At 68.6% G+C, this 23,602-nt stretch carries 20 protein-coding genes and 2 tRNA genes; 11 read left to right on the forward strand and 11 right to left on the reverse strand.

Going from position 1 to position 23,602, the window contains the following annotated elements:
* Positions 1–82: 82 nt before the first annotated feature.
* A complete protein-coding gene (locus M0R88_RS07815; RefSeq protein ID WP_248656378.1) occupies positions 83–1,174 on the forward strand; it encodes an NAD(P)/FAD-dependent oxidoreductase in 1,092 nt (363 codons plus the stop codon).
* 61 nt (positions 1,175–1,235) lie between these two features.
* On the opposite strand, the gene M0R88_RS07820 is transcribed toward M0R88_RS07815, so the two are convergent.
* From M0R88_RS07820 to M0R88_RS07830, 3 genes are read right to left on the reverse strand one after another with little or no spacing between them, the layout of a single operon-like run.
* Complete coding sequence (locus M0R88_RS07820) at positions 1,236–2,486, reverse strand: S1C family serine protease (protein ID WP_248656379.1); 1,251 nt, start codon at positions 2,484–2,486, stop codon at positions 1,236–1,238.
* 55 nt (positions 2,487–2,541) lie between these two features.
* Complete coding sequence (locus M0R88_RS07825) at positions 2,542–3,282, reverse strand: DUF7530 family protein (protein WP_248656380.1); 741 nt, start codon at positions 3,280–3,282, stop codon at positions 2,542–2,544.
* Positions 3,279–4,169, reverse strand: a complete 891-nt coding sequence (locus tag M0R88_RS07830) for an NAD(P)H-binding protein (protein WP_248656381.1) — start codon at positions 4,167–4,169, stop codon at positions 3,279–3,281. Before M0R88_RS07830 ends, M0R88_RS07825 begins: the two co-directional genes overlap by 4 nt.
* Before the next feature lie 229 nt (positions 4,170–4,398).
* Here M0R88_RS07830 and M0R88_RS07835 point away from each other — a divergent pair, with 229 nt between their 5' ends.
* On the forward strand, positions 4,399–4,680 hold the full coding sequence (locus tag M0R88_RS07835) for a DUF7964 domain-containing protein (protein ID WP_248656382.1): 282 nt from the start codon (positions 4,399–4,401) through the stop codon (positions 4,678–4,680).
* Positions 4,681–4,820: 140 nt separating this feature from the next.
* Here the strand turns inward: M0R88_RS07835 and cca are convergent, their stop codons facing one another.
* Complete coding sequence (cca, locus tag M0R88_RS07840; RefSeq protein WP_248656383.1) at positions 4,821–6,194, reverse strand: CCA tRNA nucleotidyltransferase; 1,374 nt, start codon at positions 6,192–6,194, stop codon at positions 4,821–4,823.
* Between the two features lie 133 nt (positions 6,195–6,327).
* Here cca and M0R88_RS07845 point away from each other — a divergent pair.
* Positions 6,328–6,400, forward strand: a tRNA-Asn gene (locus M0R88_RS07845).
* 119 nt (positions 6,401–6,519) lie between these two features.
* Positions 6,520–6,624: transfer RNA gene (locus M0R88_RS07850), tRNA-Ile, on the forward strand.
* A 68-nt stretch (positions 6,625–6,692) separates the two neighbouring features.
* Here the strand turns inward: M0R88_RS07850 and M0R88_RS07855 are convergent.
* The 3 genes from M0R88_RS07855 to M0R88_RS07865 form a co-directional block, all read right to left on the reverse strand.
* Positions 6,693–10,793: a PAS domain S-box protein gene (locus M0R88_RS07855; RefSeq protein WP_248656384.1), complete on the reverse strand. Its 4,101-nt coding sequence runs from the start codon at positions 10,791–10,793 to the stop codon at positions 6,693–6,695.
* Between the two features lie 168 nt (positions 10,794–10,961).
* Positions 10,962–11,441: a FlaD/FlaE family flagellar protein gene (locus M0R88_RS07860; protein WP_248656385.1), complete on the reverse strand. Its 480-nt coding sequence runs from the start codon at positions 11,439–11,441 to the stop codon at positions 10,962–10,964.
* Between the two features lie 240 nt (positions 11,442–11,681).
* Positions 11,682–12,095 carry a hypothetical protein gene (locus tag M0R88_RS07865; RefSeq protein ID WP_248656386.1) on the reverse strand — a complete coding sequence of 138 codons (414 nt, stop codon included), beginning with the start codon at positions 12,093–12,095 and terminating at the stop codon, positions 11,682–11,684.
* Between the two features lie 127 nt (positions 12,096–12,222).
* On the opposite strand from M0R88_RS07865, the gene M0R88_RS07870 reads away from it, so the two are divergent.
* Positions 12,223–12,396: a YHS domain-containing protein gene (locus M0R88_RS07870; RefSeq protein ID WP_248656387.1), complete on the forward strand. Its 174-nt coding sequence runs from the start codon at positions 12,223–12,225 to the stop codon at positions 12,394–12,396.
* Here M0R88_RS07870 and M0R88_RS07875 read toward each other — a convergent pair.
* The 3 genes from M0R88_RS07875 to kdgK1 all read right to left on the reverse strand — a co-directional run bounded on the left by M0R88_RS07875 (position 12,393) and on the right by kdgK1 (position 16,393).
* Complete coding sequence (locus M0R88_RS07875; RefSeq protein WP_248656388.1) at positions 12,393–13,817, reverse strand: dihydrolipoyl dehydrogenase family protein; 1,425 nt, start codon at positions 13,815–13,817, stop codon at positions 12,393–12,395. The genes M0R88_RS07870 and M0R88_RS07875 overlap by 4 nt on opposite strands.
* 91 nt (positions 13,818–13,908) lie before the next feature.
* Complete coding sequence (locus M0R88_RS07880) at positions 13,909–15,240, reverse strand: PGF-CTERM sorting domain-containing protein (RefSeq protein ID WP_248656389.1); 1,332 nt, start codon at positions 15,238–15,240, stop codon at positions 13,909–13,911.
* Between the two features lie 199 nt (positions 15,241–15,439).
* Positions 15,440–16,393, reverse strand: a complete 954-nt coding sequence (gene kdgK1, locus M0R88_RS07885) for a bifunctional 2-dehydro-3-deoxygluconokinase/2-dehydro-3-deoxygalactonokinase (protein ID WP_248656390.1) — start codon at positions 16,391–16,393, stop codon at positions 15,440–15,442.
* Between the two features lie 107 nt (positions 16,394–16,500).
* On the opposite strand from kdgK1, the gene M0R88_RS07890 reads away from it, so the two are divergent.
* The 6 genes from M0R88_RS07890 (at position 16,501) to M0R88_RS07915 (ending at position 22,216) form a co-directional block, all read left to right on the forward strand.
* Positions 16,501–17,421 carry a DUF7983 family protein gene (locus M0R88_RS07890; protein ID WP_248656391.1) on the forward strand — a complete coding sequence of 307 codons (921 nt, stop codon included), beginning with the start codon at positions 16,501–16,503 and terminating at the stop codon, positions 17,419–17,421.
* Between the two features lie 173 nt (positions 17,422–17,594).
* Positions 17,595–18,896 carry a 5'-deoxyadenosine deaminase gene (locus M0R88_RS07895; RefSeq protein ID WP_248656392.1) on the forward strand — a complete coding sequence of 434 codons (1,302 nt, stop codon included), beginning with the start codon at positions 17,595–17,597 and terminating at the stop codon, positions 18,894–18,896.
* A gap of 59 nt (positions 18,897–18,955) precedes the next feature.
* Positions 18,956–20,107, forward strand: coding sequence for an NAD(P)/FAD-dependent oxidoreductase (locus tag M0R88_RS07900; RefSeq protein WP_248656393.1), 1,152 nt, complete (start codon positions 18,956–18,958; stop codon positions 20,105–20,107).
* Positions 20,108–20,299: 192 nt separating this feature from the next.
* A complete protein-coding gene (locus tag M0R88_RS07905) occupies positions 20,300–21,544 on the forward strand; it encodes an ornithine cyclodeaminase, nickel-pincer nucleotide-dependent (protein ID WP_248656394.1) in 1,245 nt (414 codons plus the stop codon).
* Between the two features lie 77 nt (positions 21,545–21,621).
* On the forward strand, positions 21,622–21,831 hold the full coding sequence (locus M0R88_RS07910) for a hypothetical protein (protein ID WP_248656395.1): 210 nt from the start codon (positions 21,622–21,624) through the stop codon (positions 21,829–21,831).
* 109 nt (positions 21,832–21,940) lie between these two features.
* Positions 21,941–22,216 carry a hypothetical protein gene (locus tag M0R88_RS07915; protein WP_248656396.1) on the forward strand — a complete coding sequence of 92 codons (276 nt, stop codon included), beginning with the start codon at positions 21,941–21,943 and terminating at the stop codon, positions 22,214–22,216.
* A 47-nt stretch (positions 22,217–22,263) separates the two neighbouring features.
* Here the strand turns inward: M0R88_RS07915 and M0R88_RS07920 are convergent, their stop codons facing one another.
* Positions 22,264–23,499, reverse strand: coding sequence for an MBL fold metallo-hydrolase (locus M0R88_RS07920; protein WP_248656397.1), 1,236 nt, complete (start codon positions 23,497–23,499; stop codon positions 22,264–22,266).
* Positions 23,500–23,602: the final 103 nt, after the last annotated feature.

A 23,602-nucleotide genomic window follows, 5' to 3' on the forward strand; every position in this document is an offset into this window, starting at 1 on the left:
TGCACACCGCGCGCCACGCGCCGCGTTCGCGTTCCGCGGTCGGACGCGTACCCTTTTCCCGCCGGAGTCCGTCGATTCCACCATGAACCGAATCGCCGTCGTGGGCGCTGGCGCGGCCGGCCTCGGGGTCGCGTACGCGCTCCGCGAGGCAGACGCCGAGGTGTCGGTGTTCGAGCGCCGCGAGGAAGTCGGCGGCCGGGCCGCGACCCACCGGCGCGACGACTGCGCGTACGACGTGGGCGCGAACTACTGCAAGGACGACGACGAGCGCGTCAGCGACCTGCTGTCGGGCGACCTCGCCGACGGACTCGTGGACACCGCGGGACCGGTCTGGACGTTCGACGCCGACGGCGAAATCTCGGAGGGGAGGGGCGACGACGACCGCAAGTGGACCTACCGCGAGGGGCTGGCGACGCTCGGCGAGCGACTCCGGGACGCGAGCGACGCGACGGTCCGGACCGGAACCGAGGTCACGGGTCTCGCCCGCGAGGGCGACGCCGACGAGACGGCGGCCGGCGACGGGGGCCGCTGGCGCGTCGAGTTCGAGGATGCGGACCCCGACTCGCCGATGGCGGGCGACGCCACCGCCGACGCCGTGGTCCTCACGCCGCCCGCGCCGACGACCGCCTACCTGCTCGACCGCGCCGACTGGGGCGAGAGCGACGCCGGCGACTCGCTCCGCGAAGACCTCGTGGAAGCCGTGGCCGACGTGCCCTACCGGACCCTGCTCTCGGTCGCGCTCCACTACCCCGAGCGTGCGGACCCGCCGTACTACGCGCTCGTCAACGCCGACAAGGACCACGAACTCGGCTGGGTCTCCCGCGAGGAGTGCAAGCCCGGCCACGTCCCCGACGGCGAGAGCCTGCTGGTCGTCCAGCCCTCGCCGGAGTGGTCGCGCCACCGCTACGACGACGCCGACGAGGAAATCGCGGTGCGGGTCGCCGACCTGACCGCCGAACTGCTCGGCGACCCCGACCGCTACGAGTTCGACTGGGCCGACGTGGTGCGGTGGCGCGACGCGCTCCCCGACGACGGGGCCGACGGCGACGTCCTCGACCGCGGGGCCGAGGCCGACCTGTTCTTCGCCGGCGACTGGGTGGCCGGCGAGGGCCGGGTCCACGCCGCGCTCAGGTCCGGACTGGAGACCGGCGAGCGAATCGCCGACGCGGTGTAGCTCGCCTCGGTGGCCGGTCCCGGACCGGGTCGTCCGGCGAACTCCCCGACGTCCGCCGGCGCTACCCGGTCGTCCCCGGAGTGGCGTCCCTGTTCGCCGCCGCGGTCGTCGTCTCGTTCGCGCCGGTCGTCGTCTCGTCGGGTACCGTCGCGTTCAGGCCCGGCCACGGGGGCACCTGCGGCCGCTCGCCGAGCGTCACGCTCACGGTCTCGTTCTCCCCGTCGCGGCGCACCGTCATCGTCACCGTCTCGTTCGGCCGGGTCTCCAGCAGGAGGTACGACTGGAGGTCCTCGTTGTCCAGCACCGGCGTCCCCTCGATCGAGAGGATGACGTCACCGCCGTACGGGAGCCACGTGCGCCGGTGAATCGCGGGGCTGCCCTCCAGTTCGCCGGCGGCCGGACCCCACGGAGGCACGTCCACGACGTACGCTCCCCGCGAGACCGAGAGGTTGTTGGCCTCGGCGAGTTCCGGTCCGAGGTCGACGGTCCGCGCGCCCAGCAGCGGGTGCGTGACGTTCCGACCGTCGGCGAGCGTCGGCACGACGTGCCGGACGAGCGCGCCGGGGATGCCGAAGCTCACGTCGAACGGGAGCGTGCCGGCGTGCATGACGGCGACGACCTCCCCGTCGCAGTTGACCCACGGGCCGCCGCTCGACCCGAACGGTGCCGAGGCGTCGGTCTGGAGCGTCCCCGGAATCGTCAGGTTGAGCCCCGGACGGACGAACACGCTCACCGCCCTGTCGGTGCCGGTGACGACGCCCGGCGATATCGACTCCTCGTACCCGAGGGCGTTGCCGAGGACCGCGATGGGCTGGCCGCGCCGCACCGACCCGTCGGCGACGTCCAGCGCCGTCGCGGACGCCGGCGGGTCCGAGACCCGCAGGACGGCGAGGTCGGTCCAGAAGTCCGCGCCGACCAGTTCGGCCTCGCGCCACCGGCCCCGGTTGAACTGGACGTCGTAGTCGGTGGCGTTGGCCACGACGTGCCAGTTCGTCACGAGGTAGGCGACCCCGTTCGAGAGCCGGTAGACCCAACCCGACCCTTCCCCGAGGTTCCCGGACGCGTTCGAGGAGTTCACCGCGACGACCGCGCTCTCGGTCTGTCGGTAGAGCGCGGTGTAGTTGCAGTCGTTCGCCTGTGCGGCCGCCGCACCGGTCGCCTGCGGTTCGGTCGGCCGGGCGTCGGGTGCCGGCGCGTCGGTCGCGTCGACCGCGGCCCGGCCGGCCCCACCGCGACCAGCGCCGCGACGAGCAGTACTGCTCCAAGCTGTCGAATCGTTCTCATTCCCGTGTCCCCCGCCACCGACGACCACGCCGCCGCGGAAAAGGATAGGGGTCTCTGGGCCCGTGCCGGCCGAACCGCGCGGACTACGACCGCGCGAGCAGAAGCATCGAGGCCCCCGAGACCAGCGTCACCGCGACGACGTGGCCGACGATGGCCAAGACCAACGGCCTCCGGCCCCAGACGAACGGCACCAACAGGAGTTGGACCAGCGCGAACCCGACGGTCAGCAGGTCGATGCGGAGCAGTTGTCTCCGGCCCGCCTCGTCGAACTCCCCGCCGTACTGCACCGTCCGGACGAGTCCGGTGAGGCTGGCCCACCACCCGGTTCCGATGCGGTAACAGAGGTCCCACAGCACCAGCAGGGTGAGGAAGACCGCGGGCGCTGGCGGGGTCTCGCCGAGGAGTACCGCGAGCAGGGGCACCTGCCCGCTCCGGGCGTCCAGCGTGAACAGGTACGTCAGGAGCGCGACGAACGACACCACGCCCAAGACGACCTCGATGTTCGACGAGAACAGCAGTCGCCGGTACGTCGCGGGCGTCTCCAACCGCCGAATCTCCTCGCCGAGCGCCAGCATGAGGTAGCTCCCCGCGGCCGCCACCGCGACCGCGGCGGTCCCCGCGGGCACCGCGCTCCACAGGTCGTACATCGCCGCGAACGCCAGAATCAACCCTTCGAACACCGCGAACTGGACGCCGACCGCGACGGGCTGAGAGAGCGACAGGCCGGGAATCGCGCCGACGATGCTCTCGTAGACCCACGTCTCGCCGTACCGCGTCACGGGGGCCTCTCCGGAATCGGCACGCTCGCGGCGCTCTCGGCTCATTCCGCGTCGGCCAGCGCGCGCTCGACCGCCGCCTCGAAGGGCGTCAACTCGACGGGCAGTAGCTCGCGGATGGGACCGTCGTCGGCGACGACGGGGTTCTTCAGCCCGGAGATGAGCGGGTGAGCGATGGACTTGGGCACGTCGGTCACCAGATCGACCCAGTAGGCCGACAGGTTTGGCGTCAGCACGGGCACGGAGACGATTCGGGGTTCCGCGCCCATTATTCGTCCGGTTTTCCGCATCATCTCGGCGTAGGTCAGCACGTCCGGTCCGCCGACCTCGTAGGTCTCGCCCGCCGTCTCCGGGTGGTCGAGGACGCCGACGAGGTACGCCACCACGTCGTCGATGGCGATGGGCTGACACTCGTTGTGGACCCACTTCGGCGCGACCATCACCGGCAGTTTGGCGACCAACTCGCGTATCATCTCGAAACTCACGCTCCCGTCGCCGACGACGATGGCGGCCCGGAGCGTCGTCAACTCGAACGCCGCGTCCTCGGCCAGAATCGTCTCGACCTCGCGCCGGGACTGCAGATGCTCCGAGAGGTGGTCGCCGGTCTCGCCGAGACCCCCGAGGTAGACCACGCGCCGGAGGTCCGAGCCGCGCGCGGCGGCCACGAAGTTCCGGGCCGCGAGTCTGTCGCGCTCCGCGAAGTCGCCCCCGGTCCGCATCGAGTGGACGAGGTAGTAGGCCGCGTCGATTCCCTCGAAGACGCCGTCCAGACTCTCGCGCTCCAACAGGTCGGCCTCTACGACTTCGATACCGTCCAGCGCGTCGTACCCGTCGGCGTCTCGCACGAGCGCGACGACCTCGTGGCCGGCCTCCAGCAGGGCGGGTACGAGGCGACCGCCGACGAACCCCGTCGCTCCAGTCACCAGTACACGCATTCGATAGGTCTTACGGACGAGGGATTGTAATGAGCTACGGCCGGAAAGCGCCCTTCTCGCCCGGAGTTGCGCTATCCGTTCTCGTTCGCCGAGTAACAGGTTGAATCGAGACCGAGTTCGACCCTCCAGAAAAACGGAGACGGAATCCCAAAGAAAGTGCGGGCCGCTCGGCGGTCGGACCGCTCGCTCGACGGGTGGGTTTTTGCCCTCGCCCGGTCAACCGACGGCCATGTCCGAACAGCACGTGCTCGATTCGCTTCCCGACCGGGCGATGAAGCGCTCGGAACTCGACCGCCTCGCCGAGGGCGAATCGGTCGAGTGGGTCGAACCCCTCCGGACGGGCGTCAAGGAGCGCCGGGACATGGTGGACGCGTGGATTCTCGAAACGAACGGCACGGCCCACGTCCTGCTGTACGAGATAGACGGCTGGATGCCACAAGGGTCGTTCGACAGCGAGGGGATGGACGACGACGAGAAGCGCGAGCGCGGCGACGAGATTCTGGGCTTCTGAGGCGACTCGTTCCGAGTCGCCTCGGTGGTCGTCGTGGGCGAAAAGTGACCTTAGGCACCGGAGAAAACGGTGAAGGTTGCTAAAATGACTATATACATTGCTCGAGTGAATCTACACCTATCTCAAAGGAGCGACTCTGCTCACGGCGCGGGGCCGAAGTAGTCGGCGAGTCGCGCGCCGAACTCGTCGGCGAGTCGCCCGATTTCCTCGCCGACCAGCACGTCGTAGTCGGCTTCGAGCGCCGACTCGACGTGGACGCCCAACGCCACGTCGAACAGCGCGTCGCTCTCCAGGAACCCGGCGGCGGTCTCGAACTCGCGTCTCCGCTCCACGACGTAGCGGTCGCCGTCGATGAACGGGCCGTAGGTTTCGGAGTCGTCGGCGTACTTCTCGAAGAAGCCCTCGGCGTGCTGGCGGACGTGGACCGGCGGCCCGTCGTGGCGCTCGACCGCCGGGCGCTCGGCGACTTCCAACTCCACGAGCAGGACCGCCGACTCGTCGGCGAACGTCGCGGCCCGGAGCGGGTCGAACCCGCGGCGCTCGAACTCGTCGCGGACGCCCCCGAGCGACTTCCGGAGTTGCGGGTAGAGCTGGTCTTCCACCACGTCGGGCGCGTCGAAACGCACCGCGACCGGGGTCGTCGCGCGGTCCGCGACGAACTCGCGGACCGCCGCCGCGTCGAGCGGGGCGGCGGATTCGGGGGAGAAGTAGTCGGCGCGAGGGTCGGCGAGCAGTTCGCGGGCGTAGTGCTGGAGGCGCGCGACGTTCTCGGCGGCGCAGACCGCCGCCACGTTGCGCTCGGGGTCGGTCGGGTCGATGACGACCAGCGGGTCGTCGAACGTGGCGGTGCCGTGGTCCTCGGGGTCGAACCGGACCGGCGGGTGCCAGTCCTCGGCCGCGGCCTCGACCACCGCGCGGAAACTCCCGTACGCCACGACGAGCAGTTCGGTCAGGTAGCCCGAGAAGCCGCGCGTCCGGAGGTCGCTCCCGTACGCGCCGATGCCCTTCAGGAACTGCTTGAACAGGCGCACCTCCCCGGCGAGGTCTGCGTCGATGCGCGCGTCGAGGTACTCGTTGTGAAACGGCGTCCGGTCCACGGCGGACCGAATCTCGGTCGCCGAGTCGAGGCGGTAACAGGGCACGAGGTCCACGTCGAAGCCGTCGTACTCGCCGGTCACGTAGGGGTGTTCGGCGAACTCCTCGCGGCCCTCCGGCAGGACGGCGTGGCCGACCGCCAGCCCGTAGGACTCCAACTCCTCGCGCTCCACGTCGGCGGGGAACCGCACGAACAGGTCGATGTCTCGGTCGCCGCTGATCCACGTCCCGCGGGCGGTGCTGCCGACCTGCATCACGTCGCCCGCGACGGGCAGGTCGGCGATGGCGTCCTCGGCGCGCTCGGTCAGCGCGGCCACGGCGTCGCGCATCCGCTCGCGCTCGCGCTCGTCGGGGTCGATTCGCTCGCCGACCCCGGCGACCACCGCCTCGAACTCGTCGTCGGTCTCCTCGCCGGTCATCGTCCGTGGATTCTCGGTCCCCGGCCGAAAACGTGTCGCCTCGCCCGTCCCGCCCCGTCAACGACTGACTCCCGTCGGGCGAAAACGAAAGCCCTATCAAATGACTCGCGCATAAGCACAAATGCAGCCAGAAGCCGTCGTAGCTCAGCTGGTAGAGCGCCACGCTGTTAACGTGGTGGTCCCAGGTTCGAGCCCTGGCGACGGCGCTACTTTCTCGCGGACACCGAGCGACGACGAGCGCAGCGAGTCGTCGCCGCGGTTCCGCCACCGCGGAACCGCGGCGAACCGAAGTGATTTAAAGAATCGAGACGCTATCCCCACCCGAGGGCCTATAGCTAAGTCTGGTAAAGCACCCGGCTCATATTGGCGACTGGCACGCCAGCGTCATGGGACACCGGGCGATTCCTTGGTTCGAATCCGAGTGGGCCCACTTCTGCCGACACGAACCGCGAGCGCCGCGTAGCGGTGCGAGCATCTGCTGTGTCGCGGCGAGCAGGGTCACTCGTCGGGCGTCTCGACGTTGGTGAACTCGAAGCGAGCGCCGCCAGCCTCGCTCTCGGTAATCGTGCAGTCCCACCTGTGGGCCTCGACCAACTGCTCGACAACCGCGAGACCGAAGCCGATGCCAACGTTGCTGGTCGAGTAGCCGGGGTCGAACACCTCGCCGCGTTCGTCTTCGGGGATGCCCGGCCCGTCGTCCTCGACGTAGAAGCCACCGACGGACTCGTCCGTCGAGGCTCCACTCGCTTCGCTCGCGGAGCCGTCGGGCAGGTCGCCGACCCGGACCGTCGCGTCCGGCCCGGCGTGTTCCTCGGCGTTGCGATACAGGTTCTCCAGCAGTTGCCGGAGCCGCGAGGAGTCGGCGACGATTTCGCGGTCGGTCTCGACGACGAGCGTCCCGCCGGGGGCCAAGTCGTCCCACCACTCGCGGGCAACCCCGCCGAGATTCAGCGCCTCGGTCGTCTCGACCGACCCGCCGCGCCGAGTCACGACCAGCAGGGTCTCTATCATCTCCTCGATGCGGTCGAGCGCGCGCTCGACCTCCCGGAACGACGAGGCGTCCGCGTCGCCGCCGACCGTCGATTCGACGCCCATGTCGAGGTATATCTGAGCGATTTCGAGGGGATTGCGCAGTTCGTGCGCGAGCATGCTGGCGAAGGCGTCGAGTCGCTCGTTCTGAGCCTCCAGTTCCCGCTCGTGGCGACGCCGCTCGCGCTCGCGCTCCACCCGGTCGAGCGCGGCCTCCGTGGTCGCCGCCAGGAGGTCGGCCAGCGTCCGGTCGTCGGCGTCGAACGCGCCGATTTCTGTCGAGACGACCGCGAGGACGCCGTGGTCGCCGAGCGGAATCCAAAGGCCGCTCCGGAGCGGCGTGTCGTCGCGGTAGGTCAAATCGGTGTTCGCCACGTCGTCGAACCTGATGGTCTCGCCGTCGGCGAACGCTCGCCACGTCAGCGCCTCGTCGCCCTCCTCGAACGCCGGCAGGTCGTCGAAGAGGTCCGCGACGTACTCCGAGACCGCCGCCGGAGTGAGTTTCTCGCGCTCCTCGTCGTAGAGGTAGATTCCCGCGCCCCGAATGCCCAGCACGTCGGTCGTCGTCTGGAGGACCGACTTCGCCACCGCGTCGGCGGTCTCCAGTTGGAGGAGTTCGCGGCTCGACTCGTGGAGTGCGGTCAGCGTCTGCTCGAAGCGCTTGCGCTCGGTGATGTCGCGAGTCACGCCCACGCGCTCGTAGCCCGTCTCGGTCCGCCGGAGGGTGAACGTCGTCTCGGCCGGGAAGCTCCCGCCGCTCCCGGTGTACAAGTCGTGTTCGACGGTCGCCGAAGCGCGCTCGCCGTTGCGTATCTCCTGCTGGAGCTCTTCGACCTTCTCGACGATTTCGCCGTCGTAGAGTCTCGCGGGCGACGTGCCGACGAGGTCCGCCCGGTCGTAGCCGACCAGTTGGGCGAACGACGAGTTCACCATCGAGAACGTCCCGTCGGGACCGACGATGTAGATGCCGTCCTCGACGGTCTCGATGACGGTCTCGTACCGCTCGAGCTGCTGTTCGCGGTCCCGGCGACGAATCGCGGTCGAGAGGATGTGGGCGATGCTCTGGACGAACTGGACCTCGTAGTCGGCGTAGCTCCGGCGCTCGGTCGTGTGGGTTTCGAGGATGCCCCACGGGTCGTCGGGCGACCCGACGATGATGCTGACGCCGCTTTTCATCCCCCTCGACGCGTTGAGGTCGGGATACGAGAATCGGTCCTCGTTCGGGAAGTCCTCGACCACGACCGGCTCCCCCGCCAGGAGCGTGTAGCCCGCCTGCGAGTCGTGTTCGGTGCCGACCGTCACCGACCCGATCTCCGCCTCGTCCCAGTTGTACCCCGCCCGGAGCAACAGGTCGTCCTCCTCGGGCCGGAGTTGCAGCAGCTTGCTGAACTCGTGGTCCAGCGTCTCGGCGACGAGTTCGGTCGCCTCGTCCATCAGGTCGTCCAGCGGTCGGTCTTCGAGCGCGTGCTGGGAGAACTCCGAGAGCGCGCGCTGCTGACCGACGCGGTTCTGAAGCTCCTCCTCCCGCGCCTTGCGCTCGGTGATGTCTCGGACGACGCCGGTCCGGGCGAACGCGCCCCCGTCGTCGCGGTACGGCCCGAATCGACTCTCGACCGGCACGGAGTCGCCGTCCTTCCGAGTGAGTTCGAGTTCCAGCATCACGCTCCCGAAGTCGTCGGTGACCTCGTCGCTCATCTCGGCGGCCTTTTCGCTGATGGCCTCGCTGTGGACGACCGAGGCGGGTTCGCCGAGCAGTTCCTCGCGGTCGTACCCCGTCAACTCGCAGAGCGCGTCGTTGACCATCACGAATCGCTCCTCGGAGTCGAGCGCGTACACGCCGTCTTCGACCGTCTCCACGATGGTCTCGTAGCGTTCGAGCCGTCGCTCGCGCTCGCGGCGCTGGATGGCGGTCGTCAGGATGTGAGCGATGGACTGGACGAACTGCACGTCGTGGTCGGCGTAGTCCTGCTCGTCGGTGTGATGCGTGCCCAGAACACCCCACGGTTCGTCGGGCGACCCGACGATGGCGGTGATACCGCTGGTCACGTCGTGGGAGGTCAGTAGCTCCGGCCCGGAGAAGCGGTCCTCGTTTTCGAGGTCGGTCACGACGACCGGCTCCTCGGAGACGAGCGTGTAGCCCGCCAGCAACCTGCGGTCGTTCGCCACCGTCGCCTCGCCGACGATGCCGTCGCGCCAGCCGACGCCGTTCCGGAGCAGGAGTTCTTCCGCCTCGGGGTCCAACTCCAGCACCTTGCAGTAGTCGTGGCCGAGCGTCTCGCAGACGAGTTCGACCGCCTCGTCGAACAGGTCGTCCAACGGTCGATCCTCGAGCGCGGCCTGCGAGAAGTCGGCGACCGCCCGCTGTTGCTTGACGTGGTTCTGCAACTCGCCTTTGCGCTCGATGCGCCCACTCACGTCCTGAAAGTACACCGAGAGACCGGACTCGGAGGGGTAGGCCTGCACCTCGAACCACGCCGAGAGCGGCGGGTAGTACTCCACGAACGAGGCGGGTTTTTGGTTCTCCATCGCTCGCTCGTACTCCTCTTGGAACGTCGTGCCGACCGACTCGGGGAACGCCTCCCAGATAGACTCGCCGACGAGTTCCTCCTCCGACTCGTTCAGCAGTTCTTCGGCCTCCTCGTTGACGTAGGTGAAGTTCCAGTCCTCGTCCAGCGCGAAGAAGGCGTCCGCGATTCGACTGAACACCTCCGAGAGTTCGGTCTCCAACTCCTCTCGGCGGCGTTCGAGTTCGAACTGGGTCTCTTTGAGTTCGGTGACGTCCTCGGCCGCGCTGACGACTCGGCGAACCTCGTCGCCCTCCCGGACCGGGGCCGCGCTGACCGAGAGGTGGACCCGCCGCCCGCTCGGTTGCTCCACGACGACCGTCTCGTTGTAAACCGGTTCGCCGGTCTCCAAGACCCGGTTGACGGGGTACTCGTCGTCGGGCAGCAGTTCGCCGTCGGCGTCGTAGACGGTCCACTCCCGGTCGCCGTCGTCCGGGATGCTGTCGCCCCCGACGCCGACCAGCTCGGCCGCCCGCTCGTTCGCCCGCAGGAGGTCGCCGTCCTCGTCCCGGACCGCGAACGCTATCGGACTCGTGTCGAATATCTCCTCGATGAGCGCCTCCTCCTCGCGGAGGCGCTCGGCCGACGCGTCGTCGTCGGCTTCGCGGAGGAACCCGGTGAACCACTGCCGGTCGTCGCTCTCGTGGACGAACCCCGAGACGGAGAGGCGGACCTCCTCGCCGTCGGCACCCACCCACGTCAACTCGTAGCGCTCGTCGTCGAGCGGCGTGCCGCCCTCGCCGTCGGTGTACCGGTCGAACCAGCCGTCGTACCTGTCCCGAAGCCGTTCGGGGACGAACTCGGCGAATCGCTTGCCGCGGACCTCGGCGGGGTCGTAACCCAGCAGGTCCTCGACCGCGGCGTTCGCGTAGACGAGCGTCCCGTCCTCGTCGGCCGTGACCACGGCGTCGCCGGCCGACGCCACCATCCGCTCGAAGAAGTCGTCGCCGAAGTCGGCCATTGGCTTCTCGCCCTCTCCCGCCGACTGTTCGCTGTGGCCGCTCATGGTCTACGAATCTCTTATCCCCGATACACACCGGGGACTCAATAGTCTCACGCCTGAGCGCCTTTTTCTATAAAATCCGCGCCGGCGGAAAGCGACGCTCGCGGAACCCCCGCCGGCCGCTACTACCGGAACCCCCGCCGGCCGCTACTACCGGAACCCCCGCCGGCCTCAGACCGACGCGAGTCGCGCGATGTACACCAGACTCAACACGTGGTCGTCCACGTCGAGGTCGGCCGGACCGGGCTTGTCGGGGTCGAAGCTCTCGACCTCCGAGAACCCCCGCATGTAGTCGCGTAGGCCCTCCCGGACCGACTCGGTTATCCACTCGACCTCCTCGTAGTACGCCAAGGCGTTGCCGGTGTTCTCGAATCCGGCCTTGTTGATGAGGAAGTCGAGCCACTCGAACACCACGACCTCGGTACTGTACTGGTTCGGCAGGGCGTCGAGATACGGCTTCTCGGGGAGCGCGCCCGCCGCGGCGAACTGGCTCTGCAACTGGACGAGTTCGTTTCGCTCGCTGTGGCGCAGTACTTCGTCTGGCGGCGCTGGCAGGTCCCCGCCCTCCTCGAACTCCTCGGGGGTCTCGCGGTGCGGGTCCGCGAGGCGACGCAGTTCGCGCAGGTCGTAATCTCCGGGCGTCGTCGGCATGGTACTCGGGTAGTTCGGCTATCTCGGACGGCCCATTTAAACTTTCTTGCTATTCGAGTGACGGGGCAAAGAGAGCTTCCCGGCCCGCGGCCCGAAACCGACGGAGGGCGTAGTCTCCACTAGATTCCGAATTTCGACACGTTTCCTTCCGCTCCGCGAAGGCGCCACATCTCGGAAAACAGCCGCCGGTGCAGTGTTCTCGAACCCGAACGAAAACCAGACGTCGAAACGCCTCCCCGTTCAGTTTCGACGCTTCTGGACCGCGGCCGCGAGACCGACGACCGCGACGACGAGACCGAGGAGACCGGCGACCTTGCCCTTGCTCCCGCCACCGCTACCGCCGTCCTCTTCGATCTCCCACTCGGGAGAGTCGTCTTCGTCCTCGGCTTCGGTCTCGAAGTCCTCGAACTCGGTCTGTTCGTCGCCGCTGCTCTTGAGTTTCCAGACCAACAGGCCGATTCCCGCGGCCACCGCGAGCAGGCCGAGCAGTTTGCCTTTGACACCGCCCGAGGACCCGGAGTCGCCCGACTCGGACGCCCCAGATTCGGACGTGGTGGTTTCGGACTCGACGGCGCTTCCGACGGCCGAGTCTTCGGGGAACTGGTACTCCTCGACGAGCGCGGGCTTCTCCAGATTTATCTCCAAGATTGCCATGTCGTACAGTTCGCCGGTCAGATAGGAATAGGTTGCGGCTACTCGTTCTGGCGCGAGCAGCGAGCGACGAGTCGCCGACCCCCAGTCCGGCCCGAACCCTTTCCGCGCTGGCCGACCGACACCCGACATGGCCCAGTGCGCCGTCTGCGGTGCCGACGTGGAGAAGACCAGCCCCGAGGAGACCGACTACCGAGACGACGAGTTCGCCGTCGCGCAGGTCGAGTACGAGGGCGAGACCTATCGGTTCTGTAGCGAGGAACACCGCGAGACGTTCGAGGCCGACCCCGAGGAGTACGTTTAGCTCAGTTTCTCGCTCGCCTCTCGAATCAGGCCGTCGAGAATCTCGGGCGTCGTCGGATGGTACGCCCGGTCGGGAATCTCGCGCACGTCCAACTCCATCTCCACGGCGACCTGCATCGTCTTCGCCATCACGTCGGCGTCGTAGTGCAGGCCCTGATACCCCAGTACGGTCCCGTCGTCGGCGTCCACGACGAGTTTCGCCAGCCCGCGCGGGACCGCCTTCGTCGCAAATACGCCGTCGCTGCTCGCCTCGCGCGTGACCGCCACGTAGTCGCGCGCCTCGGCGGCCAGCGCCTCCTCGGAGGTGCCGACGCGAGCGAAGGGGTACACGCCGAGTCCGGAGAAGATGACGTGGTGGTGGACGTTCCGGTACGGTTCCAACTCCTCTCCCGCGCGGTGGCGAAGGACGTTCTCGGCGGTCAGGAACCCCTGCTCCTTGGCGACGTGGAGGATGGGTTCGTGGCCGTTGGCGTCGCCGGGGACGAAGATTCGCTCGTCGTCGCGGGCCTGCATCGTGTCGGCGACCCACCCCGAACCGGGGTCGAGTCGGGCGTTCTCCAGCCCCAGATTCGCCACGTTCGGCCTGCGACCGGTGAACAGGAACAGTTCGCCGGCTTCGACCGTTTCGCGTCGTCCTCCCGAGGAGTCCTGTCCCGACACGCCGCGCCTGACGTGGAGCCGAACTCCGCCGTCGGCGGTCTCCTCGACCGACTGCTCGTACGTGTTGGTCAGCACGTCCACGTCGAACTCCTCGCGGTAGATGTCGAGCATCGCCGCCCGGAACTCCCGGTCGGCCTCGTCCAGCGGGTAGTCGTGGTGTTCGATGACGGTGATATCCATTTCGGCGGCCTCCGCGAGGTAGGGCACCATCTCCAGTCCGACGTAGCCGAAGCCCATCACGAGACCCGAGTCGGGGAAATCGGTCGCGTCCAGCACGTCCGCGCTGGTCATGTAGTCCACCTCGTCGATGCCGTTCAGGTCCGGCACGTTGACCGACGACCCGGTTGCCACGACGACGTAGTCGGCCTCGATTTCGCGGTCGCCGACCGCGACGGTTCGGTCGTCCACGAACCGGGCGGTCCGGTGGAGGAACTCGACGTTCTCGCGCTGGGCCAGCGTTCGCACCGCGGCGCGTCGGTGTTCCGCCCAGTTACCGACGTGTTCGTCCTTGGTCGCCACGACCGATTCGAGGTCCACCTCGGGGACGCCCTCGACGCGGTCGTCGTGGCGCGCCTGAAACCGGTGCTTCCCGGCCGAGAGAATCTCCTTCGAGGGCATACACCCCTTCAGGATGCAGAGACCGCCGCCGGGGTCGCCGTCGTCCACGAGCGTCAGTCGAACGTCCTCGGCGTCCGCCAACTTCTGTGCGGCCGCGACGCCGGCGCTCCCGTACGCCCCGACGATGACGACGTGAGTGGTCATGCGTAAACCACGACGCCCGGCGGATTTAGAGGTTCGGCCGACGGCACGCCCGGCCGGGCGAAAGCGGAAAAGTAGACGCGGAAGCGGACGGTTAGCGGCGTCGGGCCAGCATCGCCGCGCCGGCCAGCGCGACGATAGCGGCCGCCCCGGTGAATCCGGGGACGCCCGCGCCGTTGTCGGTCTCGTCGTCCACGACCGTCGTGGTGTTCGTCTCCGCCCCGGCGCTCTCGCCGTCGGCGGAGGTCGTCTGGCTGCCGTCAGTAGTCATCTGGCTGTCGTCGGTGGTCGTCTGGCTGTCGTCGGTGGTCGTCTGGCTGTCGTCGGTGGTCGTCTGGCTGTCGTCGGTGGTCGTCTCGCCGTCGCTCGTCGTCTCCGAAGTCGAATCGGCCGACTGCATCGAAATCGTCCGCTCGGAGAAGTGATTGACCGCGACCAGCACGTCCGCGCTGGCGTCGGCCGACGCGCCGCCCGTGCTCTCGACCACGTAGCGCGACCGGTCGCTGCCGATGGCGCTCTTCAGTTGGGTGTAGGTCCGGGCCTCCGCCGCGGCCTCGCCGTCCACCGTGACTTCGAGGTCGTCGGAGGCGTTCAGCACCGTCTCCGAGACGCTGGTCAGCAGGACGGTCCCCTCGTGGGTCGTCCGGTTGACGGTGAACGAGACCTCGCCTTCTGCCGTCTCGGTCGTCTCGACCGTGGTGTTCGCGCCGTAGCTCACGGTGTCCACGACGGTCTCCCCGCCGTCGGACATCACGTAGGCCTCGGCCTTGGCCTCGCCGTTGGCGATGAGTTGCTCCTGCTTCTCGTCGCCGTCGTCCTTCCCGTCGGGGTAGGACCGGAAGACGAGGCGGCCGTCCTCGCCGAGGGAGGCGGTCACGTCGCCCTCGTCGTTGACGGTGACGTTCCCCTCACCGACGACGAGGAAGGTCCCGTTCGTGCCGCTCTCGGTGGTGACCTCGACCTGCGAGTCGCTCTCGGCCGAGGCGTCCGCGCCGGACGAGAGGTTCGCCACCACGTAGTCGGACGTGGTGCCCGACTCGACGACGAGGACGCCGTGACCGTTGTCGTGGACGGTCAGGTTCGCGCCGGTCTCGGCCTGCAGGCTGGCCTCGGTGGTCGTCTTCGCGCCGACGCTGAGGCCGGCGCCCTCGATTCGGGTCACGGCCGACAGCGAGGCCCCGAGGTCCACGAGGCCGCCGTCTTCGACGTTGCTCTGGGACTGGACCCGAACGGAGTCCAGCACGGTCTCGTTATCGACGGCGTAGTCGGTTACGGCGCTGTTCGAGACCTCGAACGAGACGTGAGTTCCGGAGTACGCCTCGCCGGAGGTCTGTTGGGTCGCGGTGGGCACCCCACCGGCGGTCGCGGCGGGTACGACACTCGTGGTCACTACGAGCAGTACTAGCGCGCTTGCGAGTCGTTTCATGGCGGTCGGCGGTGACCCAGCACGCCTTCATACGCTTTTTGGCCTCGTGGAACGCGAGTGATGGAAGAACCGCCCACAGAGGCACGAATATGCGCATTAGAGCCCACACCAGTACATTGGGGTGCCGTGGCACGTCGGCCCCAGAACTGAAGTGAATCGACGGGCTCGACCGGGTTCGCGGTGCCCGCGCGACCCCGACCTACCGCGAAATCTCGCCGCCTTCTTCGGCCAGCACGCTCTCGACCTCCTCGCGGGTGACGACCGCCACGTCGCCGGGAATCGTGCGCTTGAGTGCCGCGGTCGCGGAGCCGTACTCCAGCGCGGTGGGTACGCCGTCGCCCGCGATGCGCCGCGAGAGGTACGCTCCGAGGAAGGCGTCGCCGGTCCCGATGGGGTCCAGCGTCTCGGTCTCGATGGCGGGTTGCTCGTAGGTCTCGCCGTCGTGGAGCGCCAGCGCGCCCTTCTCGCCGCGGGTGACGATGACGGTCTCGAAGCCGAACTCGTCGGCCAGCCCCGCCGCGATTTCTCGGGGGTCGCCCTCGCGGGCCAGCACCTCGCGGGCGTCGCGCTCGGCGACCAGCAGGAGGTCCACGTCGGGGAACAGCGATTCGAGGGTCTCGCGGGCCGACTCGGGACTCCAGAGCTTCGAGCGGTAGTTCACGTCGAAGGAGGTCGTCGTGCCCGCGTCCTGCGCCGCGGCGAGCAGGTCCGCGGTCGTCGCTTCGAGCGTGTCCGAGAGCGCGGGGGTGATGCCGGTGGTGTGGAACCGGTCGGCCTCGCGGACGCGCTCGACGGGTAACTCGTCGGTCTCGGCCGTCGTGACCGCCGCGCCCGACCGGTCGTAGATGACGTTCGACCCGCGGGGCTTGCCGCCGTGTTCGAGGTAGTAGGTGCCCTGTCGCCCCTCGTCGGTCCAGACCACGTCGGTCTCGACGCCGTGTCGCCGGAGGCCCGACGACACGCGCCGTCCGAGCGGCGAGTCGGGGAGTTTCGAGGTCCACACCGCGTCCGCGCCGAGGCGCGCGGCGGCCACCGCGACGTTGCTCTCCGCGCCCGCCGCCCGGAATTCGAGTTCGTCGGTCGTCTCCAGTCGCTCGCCGTCCGGCGGCGAGAGCCGGAGCATCGTCTCGCCGAAGGTCACGAGGTCGGTCATACGTCGGCTCTCGCCCCGACGCGCAATAATTTACTCGGTTCCGGAGACGTTCTCGCGGCGGGTCCGCGACGAAGGTTTATCCCCGATGGCGCGTCAGTTACTCCCAGATGACCGACGCGACCGACTACGACCCCGTCGGCTGTCCGGTGAGCGACTGCGAGTACCGCGACGCGGTGCGCTCGGTCGCCGCCCACGTCGCCGAAGCCGACGACGACGCCCACGAGTGGGACCGACTCGGCTACGCCGGGGCGCGCAACTTCGTGGAGACCGAGAAGCGTCGCCAGCGGCAGAACGGCGGCGGTGGGAGTAACAGTTCGAGCGACGGCGGTTCGAGCGACCCGAGTTCGAATGGCGGACCTTCGACCGGCGAATCCTCGACCGGCGAGAACCCCCGCGACCCGGCCGATGGTGCCGCGGGAAGCGGCGGGTTCACCGCCGCGTCGCAGGTGTCGGGGTCCGACGCCGGGTCGTCGGGCGGCAAATCCGAGCCGTCCGGCGGCGGGTCGGACACCGCCGACGCCGCCGACGAGACGCCCTTCGAGTTGGGCTTCGAGCGCGACGCGCTGGTCCTGCTGGAACTCGCCCGCGAGTACGACCTGTCGTCGCTGGACGACCTCGGAACGTGGCAGTTGGCCGACCTCTACTCCCTGTTGGCGGACCTGAAGAACTCCGCCGACGACGCCCGGAAGGAGGTCCGGGACGAACTCCTCGAAAACGTCCGCGAGGAGCGCACCGTCGCGGCGGACCTCGGGAGCGTCAGCCGAACGACCTACAACTACCGGCGGGTCGCGGACGAGACGACGGTCCACCGCGCGCTCGCCGACGCCGGCGTGGACCCCGAGGAGGTCCGGAGCTTCGACAAGTCGAAGCTCAAGGACGCAATCGAGGAGACGGACCTCGAAGAAGACGACGTGTTCGACGTGGACGAGCGCCCCACGATTCGCATCTCGGACTCCCACGACGACCAGCGCAGACGCCACTTCGAGCGACTGGACGACGAGGTTCGGTCGCTCGCCGACGACGAGTAACGGCGAGGGGGCGTTGCTGTAGAACGACCGACAGCCGACGCCAGCCAAACCGTACCGCCGACGGCACTGGTGGCTAACCCGTCAATGGCATCGCGGGCCGAATCGCCGACGGCACCGGGTCCGCTCCCGAAATCGACAGCTATTTTCCGAGTTCGCGCCCTACTCGTTTCGGGATGCTACTACAGGGAACCGTCGTCGCCGACGCCGAGACGGTCGTCGAAGACGGCGCGGTAGTCGTCGAAGGCAACGAAATCGTCGCCGTCGGCGACCGCGAGGAGTTGGTCGAGACGTATCCGGACCGCGAGCGCAAGGAGTACGACCTCCTCGCGCCGGGCGTGGTCGGCGGCCACGTCCACTCCGTCCAGTCGCTCGGCCGGGGCATCGCCGACGATACGTCCCTGCTGGACTGGCTGTTCGACTACGTGCTGCCGATGGAGGCCGGACTCGACGCCGAGGGGATGCGCATCGCGGCCGAGTTGGGCTACCTCGAACTGCTCGAATCCGGCGTCACGACCGCCATCGACCACCTGTCGGTGCGCCACGCCGACGAAGCGTTCGAGGCCGCGGGCGAGTTGGGCGTCCGCGCCCGGATGGGCAAGGTGCTGATGGACACCGAGTCGCCCGACGGTCTGCTGGAAGACACTCAAGCGGGCTTGGACGAGACCGAGCGCCTGATTCGGGAGTACCACGACACTCGCGGCGGGCGCATCCAGTACGCGGTCACGCCGCGCTTCGCGGTGAGTTGCACCGAGGAGTGCCTGCGCGGATGCCGCGAACTCGCCGACGCCTACGACGGCGTGCGCATTCACACTCACGCCAGCGAGAACCGCGACGAGGTGGCGACCGTCGAGGAGCGCACCGGCCGCCGGAACATCCACTGGCTCGACGAGGTGGGGCTGACCGGCGAGGACGTGGTGCTGGCTCACTGCATCTGGACCGACGAGTCCGAGCGCGAGGTTCTCGCGGAGACCGGCACGCACGTCACCTACTGCCCCTCCTCGAACATGAAACTCGCCTCGGGCATCGCGCCGGTGATGGACTACGCCGAGCGGGGCATCAACGTCGCGCTAGGCAACGACGGCCCGCCCTGTAACAACACGCTCGACCCCTTCACCGAGATGCGACAGGCCAGCCTCCTCCAGAAGGTCGAACACCTCGACCCGACCACGACGCCCGCCGAGTTGGTCTTCGAGATGGCGACTCGGAACGGCGCGAAGGCGGCCGGGTTCGAGGACGTCGGCCGACTCCGGCCGGGGTGGAAGGCCGACGTCGTGGGGCTGACGACCGACCTGACGCGCGCCACGCCGCTCCACGACGTGTTCTCGCACCTCGTCTTCTCGGCGCACGGCGACGACGTGGAGTTCACGATGGTAGACGGAAACGTCGTCTACGAGGACGGCGAGTTGCGGACCGGCGACGCCGACGCGATTCGACGGCGAGCGCGGGAGTACGACCTGCCGATAGCGGCGGACTGAGACGCGAGACGCTTGGTAACAGCACACTTATTTAGCCGTGCCGTCGAACGTGTGGCGATATGGACGTCGTCGCGGTCGGGGGCGGAATCGTCGGACTCGCCTCGGCGTACTCCCTCGCGGAGGCGGGCGCGAACGTCACGCTCGTCGAGAAGGGGAGCCTCGGGTCCGGAAGCACCGCGCGCTCGGCGGGCGGCATCAGGACGCAGTTCTCGACGCCGGTCAACGTCGAGCTCTCGCTGGCGAGCCTGGAGGTCTGGGACGACTTCGAGGCGGAGTTCGGCGTGGACATCGCCCACCGGCGACCGGGCTACCTCTTTCTGGCGCGGAGCGAGGAGACGGCCGAGCGGTTCCGCGCGGACGTGGCGATGCAGAACGACCTCGGTGTGGGGAGTCGCTATCTCTCGCCCGCCGAGGCGCGAGACCGTTGCCCCGAACTCCGGGCCGAGCGGTTCGTCGCCGCCCAGTACAACGCCGCGGACGGCTTCGCCGACCCGAACCTCGCGGTGCAGGGCTACGCCGAGGCGTGTCGGGAGGCGGGCGTCGAGATTCGGACGAAGACCGCGGTCCGCGACGTGCTGACCGACGACTCGAGCGTAATCGGCGTCGAGACCGACGCCGAGCGCATCGACGCCGACTTCGTGGTGAACGCCGCCGGCGCGTGGGCGGGCCGGGTCGCCGGGATGGCGAGTCTCGACCTCCCGATACACCCCCGCCGACGCCAGATAGCGACGGTCGAGCCGACGACGCCGGTTTCCGAGGACGTGCCCCTGACCATCGACCTCGACACGGGGTCGTACTTCCGGCCCGAGCGCGACGGCGCGGCGCTGGTCGGCGGGCAGTTTGACGAGGCGGACCCCGACGTGGACCCCGACGCCTACTCGGAGTCGATGGACTTGGAGTGGGCGGCCACGGCGGTCGAGCGCGCGGCCGACTGCGCGGCGTACTTCGACGGCGACTCGCGCATCCGCCGCGGGTGGGCCGGACTCTACGCCGTGACGCCCGACCACCACCCCGTCGTGGAGGAGACGGTGCCGGGGTTCGTCACCGCGGCGGGCTTCTCGGGCCACGGTTTCCAGCACGCCCCGGCGACCGGGAAACTGGTCGCACAGCTCTGTCTCGACGGCGAGGCGTCGCTCGTGGACGTGAGTCAGTTGTCGAGCGACCGGTTCGACGACGAGGGCGGCGAACTGGTCGAGCGGAACGTGGCGTAGTCACTCGCGTCGTTGCGACTCCACGGCCACGACTCCGCGACCGCGACTCCACGGCCACGACTCCGCGACCGCGACTCCACGGCCACGACTCCGCGAACGCGACTCCCCGACGGCGGAGTCACGGCGACTCCGGACGGGACGAAGAACCACCGCCAACGCAACGTTGATTGCTCGGCCTTCCGTTCTCCGGGTATGACAGTCGCGCGCACGGTCGAGTTGGAGGGCCACATCATCGACTCCGGGATGATGCAGCAGTGTTTCGGCGTCGTGATGGACCTCGGGGGCGACTTCGACGTGGAGGTCTTCGACGTCGGGACGCACAAGGACGCCGAATCGTACTGCCGAATGGTCGTCACGGCCGACGACGAGGACTCGCTCCGCGAGATTCTGCACGAACTCCACCAGCACGGCGCGCACCTCTCGGACCCGCCCGACGCGACGCTCGCGCCCGCGCCCCGCGACAAGGTGGTTCCGCAGGGCTTCTACTCCACGACCAATCACCCAACGAAGGTCAGATACGACGGCGAGTGGCTTCCCGTCGAGAACGTCGAGATGGACTGTGCCATCGTGGTCGAGACCGGGGGAGACGGAAGCGACGACGGCCCGCGAGCCTACACGAAGGTCCTGAACGCCATCGAGGAGGGCGACCTCGTGGTGACCGACGAGGCGGGCGTCCGCGTGGACCCGCCCGAGCGACCCCGCGGGTCGAAAGGTCCCTTCGGGTTCATGCAGGGCGGAGTGTCGGCCGAGCGCCCGTCCGCGTCGCTCATCCGGGAAATCGCCGAGTCGGTCGCCGAGACGAAGGCCGAGGGCGGGACCGTCTTGGCGGTCGCCGGCCCGGCGGTCATCCACTCGGGGGCCGGTGACGCGCTGGCCCGCCTCGTCCGCGAGGGCTACGTGGACATGCTCTCCGCCGGCAACGGCTTCGCGGTTCACGACCTCGAACGCGGCCAGTACGGCACGTCGCTCGGCTTGGACGTCGAGACGCTCGAAAGCCCCCGGAAGGGCCACAAGCACCACATCTACACCATCAGCGAGATAATCCGCGCCGGCGGCATCGAGGCGGCCGTCGAGCAGGGACTGGTCGAGGACGGCGTGATGTACGAGTGCGTCGTCAACGACGCGCCGTACGTCCTCGCGGGGTCGATTCGGGACGACGGCCCGCTCCCCGACACCATCACCGACGCCGTGGAAGCCCAGAACGCCATCCGCGAGCAGGCCCGCGAGGCCGACCTCGTCATCATGCTCTCCACGCTCCTGCACTCGGTCGCGGTCGGTAACTGCCTGCCCTCCACGACGCGGGTCGTCTGCGTGGACATCGACCCCGCGACGGTGACGCAACTGCTGGACCGCGGGAGCGCGCAGGCTATCGGGATGGTAACCGACGTAGGGACCTTCGTCCCGAAACTCGCCGAGACGCTGGTGGACGGAGAGTAGCGCCGCCGTCGCGGAGCGCGAGGCGAGGACCGAACGTCCGCGATACTGTTATCAGGCTGTCACCCGAAGGCGACCGCATGGTATTCTCCACGGAACCGGTCTGGAGCGAGGTGTCCGACGACTTCACCACGGAGTGCGAGGACGCCGTCGTCTACGCCGACTTCGAGCAGGAGACGGTTCTCCACGAAGGTCCCATCAGGGTCCTCGGGAACGGCTGGGTCGAACTTCCCTCCGGTCGCCTGCTGTCGCCCAACGCGGTACATCACGTCGATCCGCAGACGGAGTGACTCCCCGTTTCGGGACGGACACCGGGAGTTCCGGTCGGCGAAACACCTCGCGCTTCGTCGGTCGGTGGACAAAGCATTTGCAGTCCGACTCCGAACCTTCGACACGACGATGCGACGACTCGTAGTCGAGAATCTCGGGTACGCGCTCCTCGGTGGCCCGGTGCTGGGCGTCCTGTCGTTTCTGGTCGGGTGGGCTCTCCTCGGAGCGGTGCCCGGAGTCGGATGCGCCGTCGCGGTGTACGGTCTCGGCTGGGCGCTGACCGCCCGGCAGTCCGCACGGGAGCGGCCGGACCCGACGCCGGAACCGGACGAGGAGCGAACTCGCCGCGAGAGAGAGTTAGAGGTGGAGAAAGGAAGCTTCGGCGGGGACGGTGGCGGTGGATAGGTCGGCGCTCCCTCGTTCGCTGTCGAGTCGCGCTTCCACCCGACGCGTCACTCCGCGGTGACGCACTCTCCGAGTTCGGGCGCGCTCGCGTCGAAGCCCTCCGAGCGTAGCTCCTCGGCGAACGCTTCACAGCGGTCGCCGTGGTTGACCAGCACCTCGGCGTCGCGGTACGCGTCCAGAAAGTCGAAGAGACCGTCGCGGTCGGCGTGCGCCGAGAAGTCGTAGGCCTCGACCTGCGCGCTGACGGGCATCACGCGCCCGTCGATTTCCGCGCGGCCCGAGTCGAGCAACTCGCGGCCGGGCGTCCCTTCGACTTGGTAGCCCGTGAACGCGATTTTGTTCGTCGGATTCGCCCGAATCTCCGGCACGTAGGTCATCGCGGGACCGCCCGAGAGCATCCCCGAGGTGGTCACGACGACGGTGTTCTTCTCGGCGATGCGCCTGCGCTGTCCGTCGCGTCCCGTGACGAACCGTGCGTTGGACTTCGCGCGGCCGAGCGCGTTCGCGTCCCTGACGAACTCGGGATACTGGCGCGCGATTTCGGTGACCTTCTGGCCCATTCCGTCCACGTAGCAGTCAATATCGTGGGCCTCGCAGACCATCAGCATCTCCTGCGTGCGCCCGATGGCGAACGCCGGCACTATCACGGTCCCGCCCTCCCAGACGGTCGTCCGGACGCTCTCGGCGAACGAGTCCTCGACCTGCTGGCGCGGGTCGTGGTCCACGTCGGAGTAGGTCGATTCGGTGAGTACGATGTCCGCTTCCGGGCGCGCCGTCGTCCCGGACAGCAGTTGCGTGTCTTCGGTGTGGAAGTCGCCGGTGTAGAGCAGGCGGGTCTCGCCGTCGTCCACGAGGACGTGCGCGCTCCCCGGGATGTGGCCCGCGTCGTAGAAGGTGACCTCGTACCCGGCCGCGGTGAAGGTCTCGCCGTAGCCGTGGGTCTCGGACACTTGGCTCATGCGCTTGACCTCGGTGTGGGTGAACGGGCAGTCGTAGCTTCCGCCGTGTAGCTTGAGCGTGTCCTCGGCTAGCACGCGCGTCAGGTCGCGGGTCGGGGGCGTCCAGTGGATGGGCGGCCGGGCGTCGCCCGACAGCAGGGACGGAATCGCGCCGACGTGGTCGAGGTGGCCGTGGCTGACGACCACGGCGTCGGGGTCGGGGTCCCCGACCGGGAACGACGGCGGGTTGCCCGTCGCCATCCCGTAGTCGAGCAGGAGCGAGCCGTCCACGAGAATCGCGCTCCGCCCGATTTCGCGGGCCCCGCCGAGAAACTCGATGTTCATTGGTGGGTCGTACTCGGTGCGGGCCTTTTCGTCCGTCGGTTCTCGGTCCGGGTGTCCGTTCGTCGCGAGTTCCGAGTCGTGATACCGGGTTCGAGGCGGTTCG

Origin of the sequence: Halorussus gelatinilyticus (genome assembly GCF_023238445.1) — an archaeon.
Lineage (GTDB): Archaea > Halobacteriota > Halobacteria > Halobacteriales > Haladaptataceae > Halorussus > Halorussus gelatinilyticus.

Coding starts and splice junctions, on each gene's coding strand:
- M0R88_RS07815 (WP_248656378.1), top strand. CDS start 83: ATGAACCGAATCGCCGTCGTGGGCGCTGGCGCGGCCGGCCTCGGGGTC.
- M0R88_RS07825 (WP_248656380.1), bottom strand. CDS start 3,282: ATGAGCCGAGAGCGCCGCGAGCGTGCCGATTCCGGAGAGGCCCCCGTG.
- M0R88_RS07830 (WP_248656381.1), bottom strand. CDS start 4,169: ATGCGTGTACTGGTGACTGGAGCGACGGGGTTCGTCGGCGGTCGCCTC.
- M0R88_RS07835 (WP_248656382.1), top strand. CDS start 4,399: ATGTCCGAACAGCACGTGCTCGATTCGCTTCCCGACCGGGCGATGAAG.
- cca (WP_248656383.1), bottom strand. CDS start 6,194: ATGACCGGCGAGGAGACCGACGACGAGTTCGAGGCGGTGGTCGCCGGG.
- M0R88_RS07855 (WP_248656384.1), bottom strand. CDS start 10,793: ATGAGCGGCCACAGCGAACAGTCGGCGGGAGAGGGCGAGAAGCCAATG.
- M0R88_RS07860 (WP_248656385.1), bottom strand. CDS start 11,441: ATGCCGACGACGCCCGGAGATTACGACCTGCGCGAACTGCGTCGCCTC.
- M0R88_RS07865 (WP_248656386.1), bottom strand. CDS start 12,095: ATGGCAATCTTGGAGATAAATCTGGAGAAGCCCGCGCTCGTCGAGGAG.
- M0R88_RS07870 (WP_248656387.1), top strand. CDS start 12,223: ATGGCCCAGTGCGCCGTCTGCGGTGCCGACGTGGAGAAGACCAGCCCC.
- M0R88_RS07875 (WP_248656388.1), bottom strand. CDS start 13,817: ATGACCACTCACGTCGTCATCGTCGGGGCGTACGGGAGCGCCGGCGTC.
- M0R88_RS07880 (WP_248656389.1), bottom strand. CDS start 15,240: ATGAAACGACTCGCAAGCGCGCTAGTACTGCTCGTAGTGACCACGAGT.
- kdgK1 (WP_248656390.1), bottom strand. CDS start 16,393: ATGACCGACCTCGTGACCTTCGGCGAGACGATGCTCCGGCTCTCGCCG.
- M0R88_RS07890 (WP_248656391.1), top strand. CDS start 16,501: ATGACCGACGCGACCGACTACGACCCCGTCGGCTGTCCGGTGAGCGAC.
- M0R88_RS07895 (WP_248656392.1), top strand. CDS start 17,595: ATGCTACTACAGGGAACCGTCGTCGCCGACGCCGAGACGGTCGTCGAA.
- M0R88_RS07900 (WP_248656393.1), top strand. CDS start 18,956: ATGGACGTCGTCGCGGTCGGGGGCGGAATCGTCGGACTCGCCTCGGCG.
- M0R88_RS07905 (WP_248656394.1), top strand. CDS start 20,300: ATGACAGTCGCGCGCACGGTCGAGTTGGAGGGCCACATCATCGACTCC.
- M0R88_RS07910 (WP_248656395.1), top strand. CDS start 21,622: ATGGTATTCTCCACGGAACCGGTCTGGAGCGAGGTGTCCGACGACTTC.
- M0R88_RS07915 (WP_248656396.1), top strand. CDS start 21,941: ATGCGACGACTCGTAGTCGAGAATCTCGGGTACGCGCTCCTCGGTGGC.
- M0R88_RS07920 (WP_248656397.1), bottom strand. CDS start 23,499: ATGAACATCGAGTTTCTCGGCGGGGCCCGCGAAATCGGGCGGAGCGCG.